Source organism: Flavobacterium sp. (genome assembly GCF_046153165.1).
Classification (GTDB): Bacteria; Bacteroidota; Bacteroidia; order Flavobacteriales; family Flavobacteriaceae; genus Flavobacterium.
In genome coordinates this window covers 33,066-47,236 of the sequence record NZ_JBJXEN010000010.1, presented here as the reverse complement: position 1 = coordinate 47,236, position 14,171 = coordinate 33,066, and the positions used below count along the sequence as shown (strand labels likewise).

Annotated in this window: 15 protein-coding genes; 7 read left to right on the top strand and 8 right to left on the bottom strand. The window is 30.1% G+C overall.

Features of this window, described 5'->3' with window-relative positions; all coding sequences use genetic code 11:
• Positions 1-64 precede the first annotated feature (64 nt).
• The 4 genes from efp (at position 65) to sucD (ending at position 2,913) form a co-directional block, all read left to right on the top strand.
• A complete protein-coding gene (gene efp / locus ACKVOV_RS01495) occupies positions 65-628 on the top strand; it encodes an elongation factor P (protein ID WP_409205008.1) in 564 nt (187 codons plus the stop codon).
• Between the two features lie 6 nt (positions 629-634).
• Positions 635-1,564 carry a UDP-3-O-(3-hydroxymyristoyl)glucosamine N-acyltransferase gene (locus ACKVOV_RS01490; protein WP_409205007.1) on the top strand — a complete coding sequence of 310 codons (930 nt, stop codon included), beginning with the start codon at positions 635-637 and terminating at the stop codon, positions 1,562-1,564.
• A complete protein-coding gene (locus ACKVOV_RS01485) occupies positions 1,561-1,929 on the top strand; it encodes a nuclear transport factor 2 family protein (RefSeq protein WP_409205006.1) in 369 nt (122 codons plus the stop codon). The genes ACKVOV_RS01490 and ACKVOV_RS01485 overlap by 4 nt, the downstream gene beginning before the upstream one ends.
• Positions 1,930-2,040: 111 nt before the next feature.
• The gene (gene sucD / locus ACKVOV_RS01480; protein WP_409205005.1) at positions 2,041-2,913 is read left to right on the top strand and encodes a succinate--CoA ligase subunit alpha; all 873 of its coding nucleotides are present in this window, start codon (positions 2,041-2,043) and stop codon (positions 2,911-2,913) included.
• A 68-nt stretch (positions 2,914-2,981) separates the two neighbouring features.
• On the opposite strand, the gene ACKVOV_RS01475 is transcribed toward sucD, so the two are convergent.
• The gene (locus ACKVOV_RS01475; RefSeq protein WP_409205004.1) at positions 2,982-3,302 is read right to left on the bottom strand and encodes a YbaB/EbfC family nucleoid-associated protein; all 321 of its coding nucleotides are present in this window, start codon (positions 3,300-3,302) and stop codon (positions 2,982-2,984) included.
• Between the two features lie 144 nt (positions 3,303-3,446).
• Here ACKVOV_RS01475 and ACKVOV_RS01470 point away from each other — a divergent pair, with 144 nt between their 5' ends.
• Together ACKVOV_RS01470 and ACKVOV_RS01465 are read left to right on the top strand one after the other, a co-directional pair.
• The gene (locus ACKVOV_RS01470) at positions 3,447-5,507 is read left to right on the top strand and encodes a S9 family peptidase (RefSeq protein ID WP_409205032.1); all 2,061 of its coding nucleotides are present in this window, start codon (positions 3,447-3,449) and stop codon (positions 5,505-5,507) included.
• Between the two features lie 76 nt (positions 5,508-5,583).
• Positions 5,584-6,624 carry a PLP-dependent cysteine synthase family protein gene (locus ACKVOV_RS01465; RefSeq protein WP_409205003.1) on the top strand — a complete coding sequence of 347 codons (1,041 nt, stop codon included), beginning with the start codon at positions 5,584-5,586 and terminating at the stop codon, positions 6,622-6,624.
• Between the two features lie 49 nt (positions 6,625-6,673).
• Here ACKVOV_RS01465 and ACKVOV_RS01460 read toward each other — a convergent pair whose 3' ends face one another.
• The 3 genes from ACKVOV_RS01460 to ACKVOV_RS01450 form a co-directional block, all read right to left on the bottom strand.
• Complete coding sequence (locus ACKVOV_RS01460; protein WP_409205002.1) at positions 6,674-7,147, bottom strand: hypothetical protein; 474 nt, start codon at positions 7,145-7,147, stop codon at positions 6,674-6,676.
• A gap of 14 nt (positions 7,148-7,161) precedes the next feature.
• A complete protein-coding gene (locus ACKVOV_RS01455; RefSeq protein ID WP_409205001.1) occupies positions 7,162-8,946 on the bottom strand; it encodes an ABC transporter ATP-binding protein in 1,785 nt (594 codons plus the stop codon).
• Positions 8,947-9,076: 130 nt separating this feature from the next.
• Positions 9,077-10,204 carry a cysteine desulfurase family protein gene (locus tag ACKVOV_RS01450; protein WP_409205000.1) on the bottom strand — a complete coding sequence of 376 codons (1,128 nt, stop codon included), beginning with the start codon at positions 10,202-10,204 and terminating at the stop codon, positions 9,077-9,079.
• A 68-nt stretch (positions 10,205-10,272) separates the two neighbouring features.
• On the opposite strand from ACKVOV_RS01450, the gene ACKVOV_RS01445 reads away from it, so the two are divergent.
• A complete protein-coding gene (locus tag ACKVOV_RS01445) occupies positions 10,273-10,767 on the top strand; it encodes a metallophosphoesterase family protein (protein ID WP_409204999.1) in 495 nt (164 codons plus the stop codon).
• Between the two features lies 1 nt (position 10,768).
• On the opposite strand, the gene ACKVOV_RS01440 is transcribed toward ACKVOV_RS01445, so the two are convergent.
• The 4 genes from ACKVOV_RS01440 to ACKVOV_RS01425 form a co-directional block, all read right to left on the bottom strand.
• Entirely contained in the window at positions 10,769-12,460 is a 1,692-nt protein-coding gene (locus ACKVOV_RS01440; protein WP_409204998.1) for an ATP-binding protein, read from the bottom strand.
• Positions 12,461-12,533: 73 nt separating this feature from the next.
• Complete coding sequence (locus tag ACKVOV_RS01435; RefSeq protein WP_409204997.1) at positions 12,534-12,818, bottom strand: hypothetical protein; 285 nt, start codon at positions 12,816-12,818, stop codon at positions 12,534-12,536.
• Between the two features lie 19 nt (positions 12,819-12,837).
• Positions 12,838-13,506, bottom strand: a complete 669-nt coding sequence (locus ACKVOV_RS01430; RefSeq protein ID WP_409204996.1) for a response regulator — start codon at positions 13,504-13,506, stop codon at positions 12,838-12,840.
• 159 nt (positions 13,507-13,665) lie between these two features.
• A complete protein-coding gene (locus ACKVOV_RS01425; protein ID WP_409204995.1) occupies positions 13,666-14,076 on the bottom strand; it encodes a DUF4293 family protein in 411 nt (136 codons plus the stop codon).
• Between the last annotated feature and the right edge of the window lie 95 nt (positions 14,077-14,171).

Genomic DNA, 14,171 nt, shown 5'->3' with positions numbered 1-14,171 from the left:
AGGTCAACCGATTAAAAAATAACGATTAAACAAATTAATAAATAACAGAATAAACAAATAAAAAATGGCATCTACATCAGATATAAGAAACGGATTGTGTATCAAATTTAATCATGATATTTATAAAATTATCGAATTCCTACATGTAAAGCCTGGTAAAGGACCAGCTTTTGTTCGTACAAAACTAAAAAGTTTAACAAACGGAAAAGTATTAGATAATACTTTTTCTGCGGGGCACAAAATAGATGAAGTTCGTGTAGAAACACACACTTATCAGTATTTGTATGCTGAAGGAGATCAATTTCATTTTATGAATATCGAATCTTTTGAGCAAATTACCTTAGATAAAAAAATACTTGACGCTCCAGATTTACTAAAAGAAGGAACAAATGTAATGGTACAAGTAAATACCGAAACAGATTTACCGCTTTCTGTAGATATGCCAGCATCAATAATCTTAGAAGTTACTTATGCTGAACCAGGAGTAAAAGGAAATACCGCTACAAATGCTACAAAATCTGCTACGGTAGAAACAGGGGCTTCTATAAATGTTCCTTTGTTTATAAATGAAGGAGATAAAATAAAAATTGATACCGCTTCAGGTTCTTATATGGAACGTGTAAAATAATTTTTGATGAAATTTCCCCAAAAACAAACTCTTGCAGCAATTGCAAATATTATTAACTGCGAATATGTAGGTGATGATAATTTTGCTGTTTTAGGTATGAATGAAATTCATGTAGTAGAAGCAGGAGATATTGTGTTTGTAGATCATCCCAAATATTATGATAAAGCATTACAATCGGCTGCAACGATTATTTTAATAAATAAAAATGTAGTTTGTCCTGAAGGTAAAGCATTGTTGATTTCTGATGACCCGTTTCGGGATTTTAATAAATTAACAAATCATTTCAGACCTTTTCAAGCATCAAATGTTGCTATTTCGGCTTCTGCCAAAATAGGAAAAGGAACCGTTATTCAACCCAATTCTTTCATTGGAAACAATGTTGTAATTGGCGAAAATTGTCTCATTCATTCTAATGTTTCAATTTACGATAATACTATTATTGGAAATGACGTGATTATTCACGCAGGAACAATTCTAGGTGCGGATGCTTTCTATTACAAAAAACGTCCAGATGGTTTCGATCAATTAATTTCTGGTGGCCGTGTGATTATTGAAGATAATGTAGGCATAGGAGCACTTTGTACTATCGACAAAGGAGTTACTGGTGATACAACTATTGGTGAAGGAACAAAAATTGACAATCAAGTTCACGTAGGACATGATACCATCATTGGAAAAAAATGTTTAATTGCTTCACAAACAGGAATTGCTGGTTGCGTAATTATTGAAGATGAGGTTACACTTTGGGGACAAGTAGGTACAACTAGTGGAATTACAATTGGCGCAAAAGCAGTTGTTATGGGACAAACAGGGGTTACTAAATCTATTGAAGGAGGGAAATCTTATTTTGGTACTCCAGTAGAAGAATCTCGAGAAAAACTAAAACAATTAGCCAATATAAAACGAATTCCAGAAATCATAAATAAACTTAAATGAAGATGACCGCAAAAGAATTAGTCAAAGATTTTTATAAGTCTAATGTTTTTCTAGATAGTACTTTATTGGATACCTATATGCATCCGGATGTTTCATTAGATTGGAATAGTAGCAAAGGTTTTCTTCAAATGAATAAAGAAGAAATGGTAAATATTGTTAACCAGATGGGCAAAGCATATCATTCTTCTAGAGTATATATTACACATTTATTAGAGGATAATAACAAAGTTACAGTAAGATATAGCCATTATATAAAGACAATCGAGAATCCAAGAGAAGAAATGATTCTGGCACATTTTATAGTTATTTGGGAATTAAAAGACGGAAAATTATATCGCGGATTTCAAATGAGTCAGTTGTCATAAAAATATATAAATTTAGCAAAAGGACTTAAAAAACTAATTGCTAATTGCTAATTACTAATTACTATTTCATACTTTTGCAACACAATAAAAAAATAACATAAAAAATATATCATGAGTGTTTTAGTTAATAAAGATTCAAAAATAATAGTTCAAGGATTTACAGGAAGCGAAGGAACTTTCCACGCTGAACAAATGATCGAATACGGAACAAATGTTGTAGGTGGTGTAACACCAGGAAAAGGTGGAACTACGCATTTAGATCGTCCAGTTTTTAATACTGTAAAAGATGCTGTAGAACAAGCAGGTGCAGATACAACTATTATTTTTGTGCCACCAGCTTTTGCTGCTGATGCTATTATGGAAGCTGCTGATGCAGGAATTAAGGTAATTATTACAATTACTGAAGGTATTCCTGTGGCAGATATGATTAAAGCAAATGATTATATTAAAGGAAGAAACTGTCGTTTAGTTGGACCTAACTGTCCGGGAGTTATTACACCTGGTGAAGCAAAAGTAGGTATTATGCCAGGTTTTGTTTTCAAAAAAGGAACTGTAGGAATTGTTTCTAAATCAGGAACATTAACTTACGAAGCTGCTGATCAAGTTGTAAAACAAGGATTAGGAATAACAACAGCAATTGGTATTGGAGGAGATCCAATTATTGGAACTACAACAAAAGAAGCTGTTGAGTTGTTAATGAATGACCCAGAGACTAATTGTATCGTAATGATTGGAGAAATTGGAGGTCAACTAGAAGCTGATGCAGCACATTGGATAAAAGCTGATGGTAACCGTAAGCCAGTTGTTGGTTTTATTGCAGGAGTTACTGCTCCAGCAGGAAGAACAATGGGGCATGCAGGTGCAATTGTAGGTGGAGCTGATGATACGGCTGAAGCAAAAAAACGTATTATGAGAGAATGTGGTATTCACGTAGTAGATTCTCCAGCAGAAATTGGTAAAAAAGTAAAAGAAGTTTTAGGATAAATCTTAAAATAAATTCATAAAAAAAATCGAGCTCAGAAATGGCTCGATTTTTTTTATGAATTTGGTTTTTATTTAAACATATCTTCCATACCAGGAATCATAGGCATGTCTACTTTTGCAACAGCGTCTAATTCGGCTTGGTTTACTTTTGCAGCTTTTTCAATAGCTTTGTTCATGACTAAAATTAGATAATCTTCTAATTGCTCTTTATCTTCTAATAAAGAATCTGCAATAGAAATATTTTTTATAGTGCTGTTTGCTGTCAGAGTTATTTTAAGTAAACCATCAGTACTTTGCTCGTCTATAAGAACAGTATCTAAACGTTTTTTTGTATCTTCTATTTTTTGTTGGGTTTCTTTTAATTTTCCCATCATTCCCATTAAATCCATTATTGTAATTTTAAAATTATTTACTGCAAATTTACTAAATTGCAAGTTATAAATTCAATTTCATTTATTATGAAAAAGATACTTACTTTAAGTGTTCTTTGTCTTATTTTTGTACTTCCAAATAATAAAATTTACGCTCAAGAAATGCATAAAAAAATAAATCCACCTCAAGCTCTTATAAAACCTCATACTTTAGAAATACATAATGATATAAGAATTGATAATTATTATTGGCTTAATAATCGTGAAAATCCAGAAGTTATTGATTATCTGAATAAAGAGAATGCATATTATAATGAAATGACTGCTGATACGAAGGATTTTCAGAAGGAATTGTTCGAAGAAATGAAGTCTAGAATCAAAGAAGATGATCAGTCGGTACCTTATTTATATAACGGTTATTATTATATTACTCGTTTCGAAAAAGGACAAGATTATCCTATATATTCTCGTAAAAAAGAGAATTTAGAAGCAAAAGAAGAAATTTTGTTCAATTGCAACGAAATGGCAAAAGGACACTCTTATTTTCAGTTGGGTGGATTAACAGTTAGTCCAGATAATAAATTAGCTGTTTTTAGTTCGGATGTTGTAGGAAGAAGGATATATACCATTCAAATAAAAAATCTAGAAACAAACGAAATTTTATCGGATAAAATAGAAAACACATCTGGTTCTGCTGTTTGGGCAAATGATAATTTTACTATTTTTTATTCAACACAAGACGAAGTTACGTTGCGTTCGGACAAAATTTTTAAGCATAAATTAGGCTCAAAATCGGCAGAAGATGTTTTGGTTTATTTCGAAAAAGATGAAACTTATAATGTAGACATTGCTAAATCAAAATCTAAAAAATATTTAGCAATTGAGTCTGGAAGCACACTTACAACTGAATATCAAATTCTTGAAGCCGATAATCCTGATGGAAAATTTAGAATGTTCCAAAAACGTGTTCGTGGTTTAGAATATAGTATCAATCATTACGGTGATAGTTTTTATATTATGACTAATAAAGATGAGGCAGAGAATTTTAAATTGATGAAAACATTAGAAACGTCAACATCAAAAGAAAATTGGACAGAAGTTATTCCGCATCGTTCATCTGTTTTGTTAGAAGATATCGAGATTTTTAAAGATTATTTGGTCGTTGAAGAACGCGAAAATGGCTTACATAGAATAAGAATTATGCCATGGAGTGGTGAAGGAGAATATTATCTACCTTTTGATAGTGAAACCTATTCGGCATCAACAGGTGCTAATGTAGATTTTGACACCGAAATACTTCGTTACGGTTATCAATCTTTAACTACACCATCTTCGGTTATCGATTTTAATATGAGAACAAAAACTAAAGAAATTAAAAAAGAACAGGAAGTTTTAGGCGGAAAATTCGATAAGAATAATTATATAGAAAAAAGACTTTGGGCTACAGCTGGTGACGGAATTAAAATTCCTATTTCGATGATTCATAAAGTAGGAGTGAAACTCGATGGAAGTAATCCATTGTTACAATATGCTTATGGTTCTTATGGTTACTCTATGGATTGCACGTTTTCAACAACTAGATTAAGTCTTTTAGATCGTGGATTTGTTTTTGCCATAGCACACATTCGAGGAGGAGAAGATTTAGGAAGACCTTGGTATGATGATGGAAAATTATTGAAAAAGAAAAATACATTTACAGATTTTATAGATTGTTCTAAATATTTAATTTCTAAAAAATATACATCACCTAAACATTTGTATGCCGAAGGTGGTTCAGCAGGTGGATTGCTCATGGGAGCAGTAATAAACCAAGCACCAGAATTATATAACGGAATTATTGCTCAAGTTCCTTTTGTAGATGTAATTACCACAATGCTCGATGATACTATTCCGCTAACAACAGGAGAATATGACGAATGGGGGAATCCTAATATAAAAAAGTATTATGATTATATGAAATCCTATTCGCCATACGACAATGTTGTGGCACAAAAATATCCAAATATGCTAGTAACGACTGGACTTCATGATTCACAGGTACAGTACTGGGAACCAGCGAAATGGGTAGCGAAATTAAGGATTTTAAAAACAGATGATAACTTACTTTTTTTAGATACAAATATGGATGCAGGCCATGGAGGAGCTTCTGGACGCTTTGAGGCACTCAAAGAAGTTGCTAAAGAATTTAGTTTTTTGTTAGATTTAGAAGGAATTAAGAAATAATTAAATTTTTTTTTATAAATTTGCAGAGTTTTGGAGTTATTAAATTTTCAAAAATAATGCCTCGATTAACTATTATATGAAACAAAATATACAAGCATACAATAACGTTTTAGAACTAATAGGTAACACACCACTTATTAAAATCAATAAAATTACCGAAGATTTAAAAGGTAACTTTTATGCTAAAGTGGAAGCCTTTAATCCTGGACATTCTACTAAAGACCGAATTGCGTTATACATTATCGAAGAAGCGGAAAAACAAGGAATACTCAAGCCTGGAGATACAATTATAGAAACGACCTCTGGTAATACAGGATTTAGTTTGGCTATGGTTAGTATTATAAAAGGCTATGATTGTATACTTGCAGTAAGCTCTAAATCATCTGCCGACAAGATTGACATGTTGCGTAGTATGGGAGCAAAAGTATATGTTTGTCCAGCTCATGTATCTGCTGATGATGAGCGTTCTTATTATAATGTAGCAAAGCGTTTACACGAAGAAACAAAAGGCTCAGTATATATCAATCAATATTTTAATGATTTAAATATTGAAGCACATTATAAAAGTACAGGTCCAGAAATTTGGGAACAAACGAACGGAAACATAACACACTTAATTGCTTGTACAGGAACAGGAGGAACACTTTCTGGTGCTGCAAAGTTTTTGAAAGAAAGAAATCCAAATATTAGAATTTTAGGAGTAGATGCTTATGGTTCTGTGATAAAAAAATACCACGAAACAAAAGAGTTTGATAATGATGAAATTTACCCATACAGAATAGAAGGTTTGGGAAAAAACTTAATTCCTACTGCTACTGATTTTGATTTGATTGATAAATTTGTCAAAGTGACCGATGAAGAAAGTGCTCACATGACAAGAAATATTGCAAAAACCGAAGGACTTTTTGTAGGATATACTTCAGGAGCAGTTATGCAAGCTATTTTGCAGTATGCCGAAGAAGGAGAGTTTAATGAAAACAGCAATGTAATTGCTATTTTTCCAGATCATGGTTCTCGTTATATGAGTAAAGTATTTAGTGACGAATGGATGAGTGCTCAAGGCTTTTTTGATAGTGTAAATGCTGAAGAGGTTCAAAAAATAGAATATATCAAATAAAAATTTTTCTATTTGATACAAAAAACTCCAGATTTCTCTGGAGTTTTTTTTAGTCTGTTAGAAAATTATCATAATATGTTTCACAATATATTGCTATAAAAAAGAAATGATCTTCACAATTATCTAATTTTGAATTCATAATATATTCGGTTCTAAACTTTTTCCAATTAAATTTACGTTTTACTTGAATAATCACTTTTCCTTGATAACTTAATGGTTGACCTTTTCTAAATAATAAGCCGCTTTGATTTAAAGTATATGTTTTTTCATTTTCAAAATTGACTATTGTAAAACGACAATTTTGTTTTATTTTTATTCCAAAAATATTTTTTTGATTATGAATAATTTTAAATTCATGTTTAAAAAAGGTACTCTCGTTAATAACATAATAATTATTTACTTTAGTCTTATATATAGCAAATGACAATCGTTGGTCTTTGTATATTAGATTGCCAATTTCAATGTCATTTTCAAACAAACTATAATTGCAAGATGAATTATATTTTACATTTATTGTTCTCATAAAATGATTTGTTTCTAAAAATCCCTAAACTGCAAATTACTTAAATTCTTATAAATACCATTTTCTATTTCTATTAGCTCTTTATGTGTTCCTTGTTCTGCAACAACACCATTGTCAAGAACTAAAATTGTATCGGCATTTCTAATGGTTGATAATCTGTGTGCTATAATGATACTAGTCCTTCCTTCCATTAATGTTTCTAGTGCTTCTTGAACTAGTTTTTCACTCTCGCTATCTAATGATGAGGTAGCTTCATCAAGAATCAAAATACTAGGGTTTTTTAGTAAAGCTCTAGCGATAGCAATTCGTTGACGTTGTCCTCCAGATAATTTGATACCTCGTTCTCCAACAATAGTTTCAAATTTCTCAGGGAATCCATTTACAAAGTTAAGTGCATTGGCTTGTTTAGCAGCATTCATAATTTCTTCTTCGGTAGCATCTGGTTTTCCGTAAGCAATGTTTTCTCTAATACTTCCACCAAATAAAATCACATCTTGTGGTACAATGCTCATATTACCACGAAGATTTTCTAAATCATAATCATAAATATTTTTATCATCTATTAATATAGAACCACTCTCTATATCATAAAAACGAAGTAATAAGGAGGATATAGTCGATTTTCCAGCACCACTTGGACCTACAATGGCTATTTTTTGACCAAAAGTAGCTTTGAAACTGACATCTTTCAATACCTGAATTTCTTTTCGAGAAGGATATGTAAATGCCACATTCTGAAAAGTTACTTCTCCTTTTATTTTTTCTTTAATTGATGATTGAACTGTATTTATTCTTTCGGGAGTTTCTTCTAATAATTCGAAAACACGTTCTGTTGCTCCAACTGCTTTTTGAATTTGAGTGTATAATTCGGCAATTCCTCCAGAAGATGCACCTACATAAGTTGAATATAATACAAATGAAATTAATTCTCCCACAGTCATTTCCCCATTAATACTTAATGTTACGCCATACCAAACAACAGCTACAATGGTTCCGAAAAGGCAAAAAATGATAAAAGAAGCAAAATATCCACGGTAATTCCCACCTTTTATGGCCACTTTAACAACTTCGTTAATTTTGTTTTTGTAACGAGCAATTTCGTACCATTCGTTTGCAAATGCTTTTACAATACTAATTCCTTGCATCGATTCGACAACGATTTCTTGGCTCTCCGCAACTTGATCTTGTACTTTTTTCGCATATTTTCTGATAAATCTCCCAAAAAAAACTGCAGCAACTGCTACTAATGGAACGACAGACAACATCATTAAGGTAAGTTTAATGTTAATGCTTGCTAGCAATGCAAAACTTCCAATAATTAGAATAAATTGACGTAAAAATTCAGCTATTGTACTAGTTAATGTATCTTGAATTTGAGTTATATCAGTACTTATACGGCTATTTAGCTCTCCCACACTTTTCTGAGTAAAAAAACTCATAGGAAGTTTTACTAAATTACTATATAAGGCTAATCGTAAATTGGCTAGTGTATTTTCGGTAAAGTTTACAAACAATGATATTCTGAAGAAAGAAAAGAAAGATTGAAATAATAATATACCAACTAATCCTAAAGCAATATTGTTTGCTTGTGATAAATTTTTGTTTTTTACACAATCTACTAACATTCCCATTAACTTAGGAAATGCTAATGCAGTTGCGCCTGTTAGCAATAAAAATACTAGTCCGACATAGAATTTCCATTTATGATTTCCAGCATATTTGAATATTAATTTTGCCTTGTTTAATGAACTTGCATTTATTTTTGATTTTGGTAAATCGTTTTCTACGTACCTAGCCATTTGGTTTTATTTTAATACAAAAGTAGGTATTAATCATAAAATTAGGTTAAAGCCAAATTCGAACTTTAGTTAAAATAAACATAAAAAAGTATATGTTAAATGGAATAAAATATACGGAAATTAAATTATCTTATAATAATTTTAAATTTTCAATCAAATAATCTATTTCTTCTTTTGTATTATAATGGCTAAAAGAAATTCGTAAACTTGGCTTTTTTAAATCTTCTTCCGATAAAATTTCTGCCAAAACATGAGACGGTTTTATACTTCCTGACTGGCATGCGCTTCCGCGTGAAACGGCAATTCCTTTCATATCTAAATTAAATAAAATCATCGAAGTTTTTTCTTCAGAAAACGGTAAAATAATATTTAATATATTATAAAATGTATCTTTCGTATTTCCATTAAATTTCACTCCTGAAAAATGAAATTCTAATTGTGATATTGTATATTCTTTGAGTTCAGTAATATGTTTTCTTTCTTCTTCTAAATACAAATAAGATAACTCTAAAGCTTTAGACATTCCTACAATATTATGTACACTTTCTGTTCCTGCTCTCATTCCTTTTTCTTGCTCGCCTCCTAATAATATTGGATTTAAAACAATTCCTTTTCGTATAAATGCAAAACCAATTCCTTTTGGGCCATAAAATTTATGTGCGCCCGCAACAAGAAAATCTATTGGTATTTCTTGCAAGTCAAATTTTATTTTCCCAATAGATTGTACAGTGTCAGTATGAAAATATGCTTGGTATTGTTTGCATATTTTTGCCACTCTACTAAGATTAAGAACAGTCCCAATCTCATTATTTACATGCATTAAACTTACTAAAGTCTTATTTTCCGATGCTAATAAATGAGAAAGATGAACTAAATCTATTTCTCCAGAATCTAAAATATTTACATAATTTACCTGGATGTTATATGTTTTTTGCAGAATTTGAATCGTGTGTAAAACAGCATGATGTTCTATTTTACTTGTAATTATCCTTTCTATTTTTAGATCTCGAATGCAAGACTGAATAATAAAATTATTTGCTTCAGTTGCACATGATGTAAATATGATTTCTTGTCCAGAACAGTTAAGATTTTTTGCAATACTTTTTCTAGAAAGCTCTATTAAGTTTTTTGAATGTCGGCCAAATGCGTGAGTTGATGACGGATTTCCGTAATCATTCATTAAAACTTGAACCATTTCTTCAATAACTTCTGGACGAAGTGGCGTTGTAGAAGCGTTATCTAAATATACTTTTTTCATTGTGACAAATATACTAATTTTAAATATTTAGTATAGCTTTGTAAGCTAGTTTCAAACAAAATTCTCTTTTGAAAAAAATTCTCTTACTTTCCGATACACATAGTCACATTGACGAGGCTATTTTAAAATATGTAAATCTTGCAGATGAAATATGGCATGCAGGTGATATTGGTAATCTCGATGTAACTGATGCTATTAAGAAAATAAAACCATTAAAAGCTGTTTTTGGTAATATTGACGATGCAAAAGCAAGACTCGAATTTCCTCTACACAATCGTTTTATGTGTGAAGATGTTGATGTTTGGATAACTCATATTGGTGGTTATCCTGGAAAATATAACCCAAATATTAGAGAAGAATTACAACAAAATTCGCCAAAATTATTTATCTGCGGACATTCTCATATACTAAAAGTACAATTTGATAAAAAACTTAATTTATTGCATATGAATCCTGGAGCTTGTGGAAAGAGTGGTTTTCATACTGTGAGAACCATGCTGCGTTTTGTTATTGAAGGGGATAAAATAAAAGATTTAGAAATTATAGAGTTGGGAAATAAATAATTTAAAGGATACTAACTTTTATATTAATTACAGTTCCATCTCCAATTTTTGATTTGATTTTCATATCACCTTTCATATTTCTTATCCTTGCTCGAATTTGAGTGATACCAAAACCATTAGATACACTAATGTTTTTTGCATTAAAACCAATGCCATTATCTGTAATAATAATGTATAAATTTCCTTCAATTTCTTCGAGTGATAATTTAGATTTTGAAGCTTTGCTATGTTTCATGACATTGTTTAGCAATTCTGAAACTATAAAAAATATTTTTGTTTCAAATTCAGGATTGTATCTTCTGTCTTTTGCAAGAGTCGAGCGAAAATTAAATGAGATTAGTGAGTTAGAATTATTTGCACATAATTCTTTTAAAGCGAATGGCAAACCAAATTTAACTAATAATGGAGGAACTAGTTCATGCGATAAATCTCTCACTTTGTCATGAGCGTCTTTTAGCAAAGATCGCGTTTTCTTCAAATCGCTAATTTGATCTTTTGTCAAACCACTTTCAAAAGCTGATAGATGTAATCCTACCGATGATAAAACGGCACTCACATGATCATGTAAAACACCTGATATTTTGTTTCGCTCTTGATCTTGTCCATCAAGTGTAGCGCTAATAATTTTGTATTGTAGTTTGTTATCAATATCTTTTAGTTTGCTTTTTTGTTTTAATAATAAATTTTGATAGTAGAAATAAAAAATAAATCCAGCTAAAATAAACAATGAAGCAAATAATAACAATAACTTTTGATTTTTGTCTTGTTTCTCATTGATTGTCTTTTCTTTTTCTTTAAATTCTTCTTCAACTTTATTTATGGCATACTTTATTTCAAGTTCTTGATTAGATTTAGCTAATTTACTTGTATATTTTTCGTCTTGTAATTCTAAAAACTTATTGTTATATAAGTAAGCGTTTTTATAATCCCCTAATTTTTCGTAAGCGTAAGATATATTCAAATAAGCATTAGAAAGAGCAGTTGAGTTTTCCTTGTTAGGGAACATTTTTATAATATCGAGGTATTGTTGTTTACCTTTTTTAAAATCCTTCTCTACAGTCATATAATAAACACCTAAGTTGTTTTTAGAACTGGAGATTAAAGTTTTGTCTCCTATTTTTAATGCAATACTATAAGAACTATCTAAATATTTTTTTGCCTTTATATTATCGTTTTTTGAAGTATAGTATGAATAAAAATTAGCTTGAGTGCCAGCAATTTCAATTGGACTTTTTAGTTTTTTAGTATAATAATCTGTTTTGTTTAAATAGTATAAAGCACTATCAGATTCAGTCTCCATGAATATTTTAAAAAGACCTTGATTCACTTTTATTAATAAACTGTTGTCGTTTAGTTTTAAAGCTATTTTATTAGCTTTATGTAGGTATTTTTTTGCTTTACTGTATTCGAAAATTATTCCATTAACATTACCAATAGCTCTATATATTAATGCTTGCTTTTCTAATAAGTTATTTGTTTCAGCAATATTTCTTGCTTCATAAAGTATTTTTATTGTATTCTCGATATCATTAAGCCCTCTATAAATCTCAGATTTTTGAATCATGATGTCGCAATAAGCATTATAATTTTTAGTGGCTAAATAATTTTCTGATTTTTTGTGAGCATAGTTTAATGCTTTTATAAAATTATTTTTTTCTATATAATAAGACACAGAATCTGTTTTGGTTTTCAAACTTTGAAAACCAAAACAGAACTGACTAGCAGTTAAAAAAATTAAAGCTAATGTCTTATTATATGTGGTTTTATTAAAAACCAATGGTGATATTTGGCTTTTTAATTGTAACCCCAGATTTTTGATATTGTTCAAAATTTGCTGTTGCTTTTTTGTTAATGATCACAGAAGTTTCTTTACAATTTACAAAATTTTTAGAAGGTTCGTTTTGTCCTGGATTTAATTTTATAGCAATTGTGCATACTCCTGCAGCAGCAGTGAATTCATAATTACAATTGTCAGGAATTTCAAAAGAAAGCTGAAAATTTTCGGTGTTTACTTCGTCAAAAGAAAACACTCCTAGCATGTCATAGGTCATAGTATTACGTTTTTATTGGTTACTTTTCTATTAAATTATGTTTGGTTGCAAAAACAACAAGTCCGATAGAACTTTTTACATTAAGTTTTTTCATTAAGTTTTTGCGATGCGTTTCAACTGTGTTTACACTAATATTTAGTAAATCACTAATGTATTTCCCGCTTCTTTCTTGACTAATTAGGTTTAGGATTTCTAGTTCTCTAGTAGTTATGCTAGAAATTAAATCATCAATATTTAATGCTTGATTGTGGTCGTTATTATTTCCTGTATAAATATTAAAAATCTTATCTTTTATAACATCAGAAAAATACTGATTGCCATAAGCAACTGTTGTTATAGCATCAATAATGTTTTCACCAGCACATTGTTTTGTAAGATAACCACTAGCTCCTAATTTAATTACTTCTTTAATTAGTTTGGCATCATCGTAACTAGATAAAACAATCACTTTACAAGTAAATCCTACTTCATTCATTTCTCGTAATACTTGTATACCGTCTTTTTCGGGCATATTTATATCCATGATTAGGATATCGGCTTTGTTTCTTGCCACCCTTTCTACTAGACCTTCTCCATTTAAAGAGAATCCAACTACTTCAAACATTGAGTTTGTTTTTAGTACTGCCAGTATACCATCTATAAGTACCTGGTGGTCATCTGCTAAATGTATTTTAATTTTATTTTCCATTGTGATATTAAAGTTTTCAAATATATATGAATATAAATTTACGTGAAATACCTAGAATTAATGATTTTCATCTAACTAAATTCAGTTAGATGAAACAAAAAATCCGTTTCAATTTCTTGAAACGGATTTTTCTCGCACTAATAAACTAAGATGAAAGGTTTATCTTAATCGATCCACAGATTTTACGAGATCTTCATCCTTTTTGATGGCTTTATTGGCCAAAACCAATAAAAAGATAGCTACAATAGGAAGAAACATCCCAATACCCTTCTCCGAAACCGTAGTTTCTCCAGATACAGTTAGTGTTCGATACACAAATAATCCTAGTAAAATTAAGTTTAATATTATATTCAATCTGTTCATCACAAATTGTTGTTGTCTTTTTTTAAACGTAAGTAAACTAAGTAAAGATAAGACAGTACTTAATCCAAATAATATAGTATAAACTATATTACTCATAAAATAAACTGTTTCTCCGTTTTCTAATTTCCATAAATGAAAAACGAAAGTAAGCGCACCAGTTACTATAAATGCAAGTAATAAATATATACTCTGTATTCTCTGAATCATTATAAATCTTATATTATTAACACAAAAATATATTTTCTTTTTATAAAAAACTATTGTTTACTGAAATAAAATTTGTAATATTGCAATAGGAATCC

What these genes read in the sequence shown, in the direction of transcription:
- efp (WP_409205008.1), top strand. Translation starts at nt 65, where the DNA reads ATGGCATCTACATCAGATATAAGAAACGGATTGTGTATCAAATTTAAT.
- ACKVOV_RS01490 (WP_409205007.1), top strand. Translation starts at nt 635, where the DNA reads ATGAAATTTCCCCAAAAACAAACTCTTGCAGCAATTGCAAATATTATT.
- ACKVOV_RS01485 (WP_409205006.1), top strand. Translation starts at nt 1,561, where the DNA reads ATGAAGATGACCGCAAAAGAATTAGTCAAAGATTTTTATAAGTCTAAT.
- sucD (WP_409205005.1), top strand. Translation starts at nt 2,041, where the DNA reads ATGAGTGTTTTAGTTAATAAAGATTCAAAAATAATAGTTCAAGGATTT.
- ACKVOV_RS01475 (WP_409205004.1), bottom strand. Translation starts at nt 3,302, where the DNA reads ATGGATTTAATGGGAATGATGGGAAAATTAAAAGAAACCCAACAAAAA.
- ACKVOV_RS01470 (WP_409205032.1), top strand. Translation starts at nt 3,447, where the DNA reads ATGCATAAAAAAATAAATCCACCTCAAGCTCTTATAAAACCTCATACT.
- ACKVOV_RS01465 (WP_409205003.1), top strand. Translation starts at nt 5,584, where the DNA reads ATGAAACAAAATATACAAGCATACAATAACGTTTTAGAACTAATAGGT.
- ACKVOV_RS01460 (WP_409205002.1), bottom strand. Translation starts at nt 7,147, where the DNA reads ATGAGAACAATAAATGTAAAATATAATTCATCTTGCAATTATAGTTTG.
- ACKVOV_RS01455 (WP_409205001.1), bottom strand. Translation starts at nt 8,946, where the DNA reads ATGGCTAGGTACGTAGAAAACGATTTACCAAAATCAAAAATAAATGCA.
- ACKVOV_RS01450 (WP_409205000.1), bottom strand. Translation starts at nt 10,204, where the DNA reads ATGAAAAAAGTATATTTAGATAACGCTTCTACAACGCCACTTCGTCCA.
- ACKVOV_RS01435 (WP_409204997.1), bottom strand. Translation starts at nt 12,818, where the DNA reads ATGACCTATGACATGCTAGGAGTGTTTTCTTTTGACGAAGTAAACACC.
- ACKVOV_RS01430 (WP_409204996.1), bottom strand. Translation starts at nt 13,506, where the DNA reads ATGGAAAATAAAATTAAAATACATTTAGCAGATGACCACCAGGTACTT.
- ACKVOV_RS01425 (WP_409204995.1), bottom strand. Translation starts at nt 14,076, where the DNA reads ATGATTCAGAGAATACAGAGTATATATTTATTACTTGCATTTATAGTA.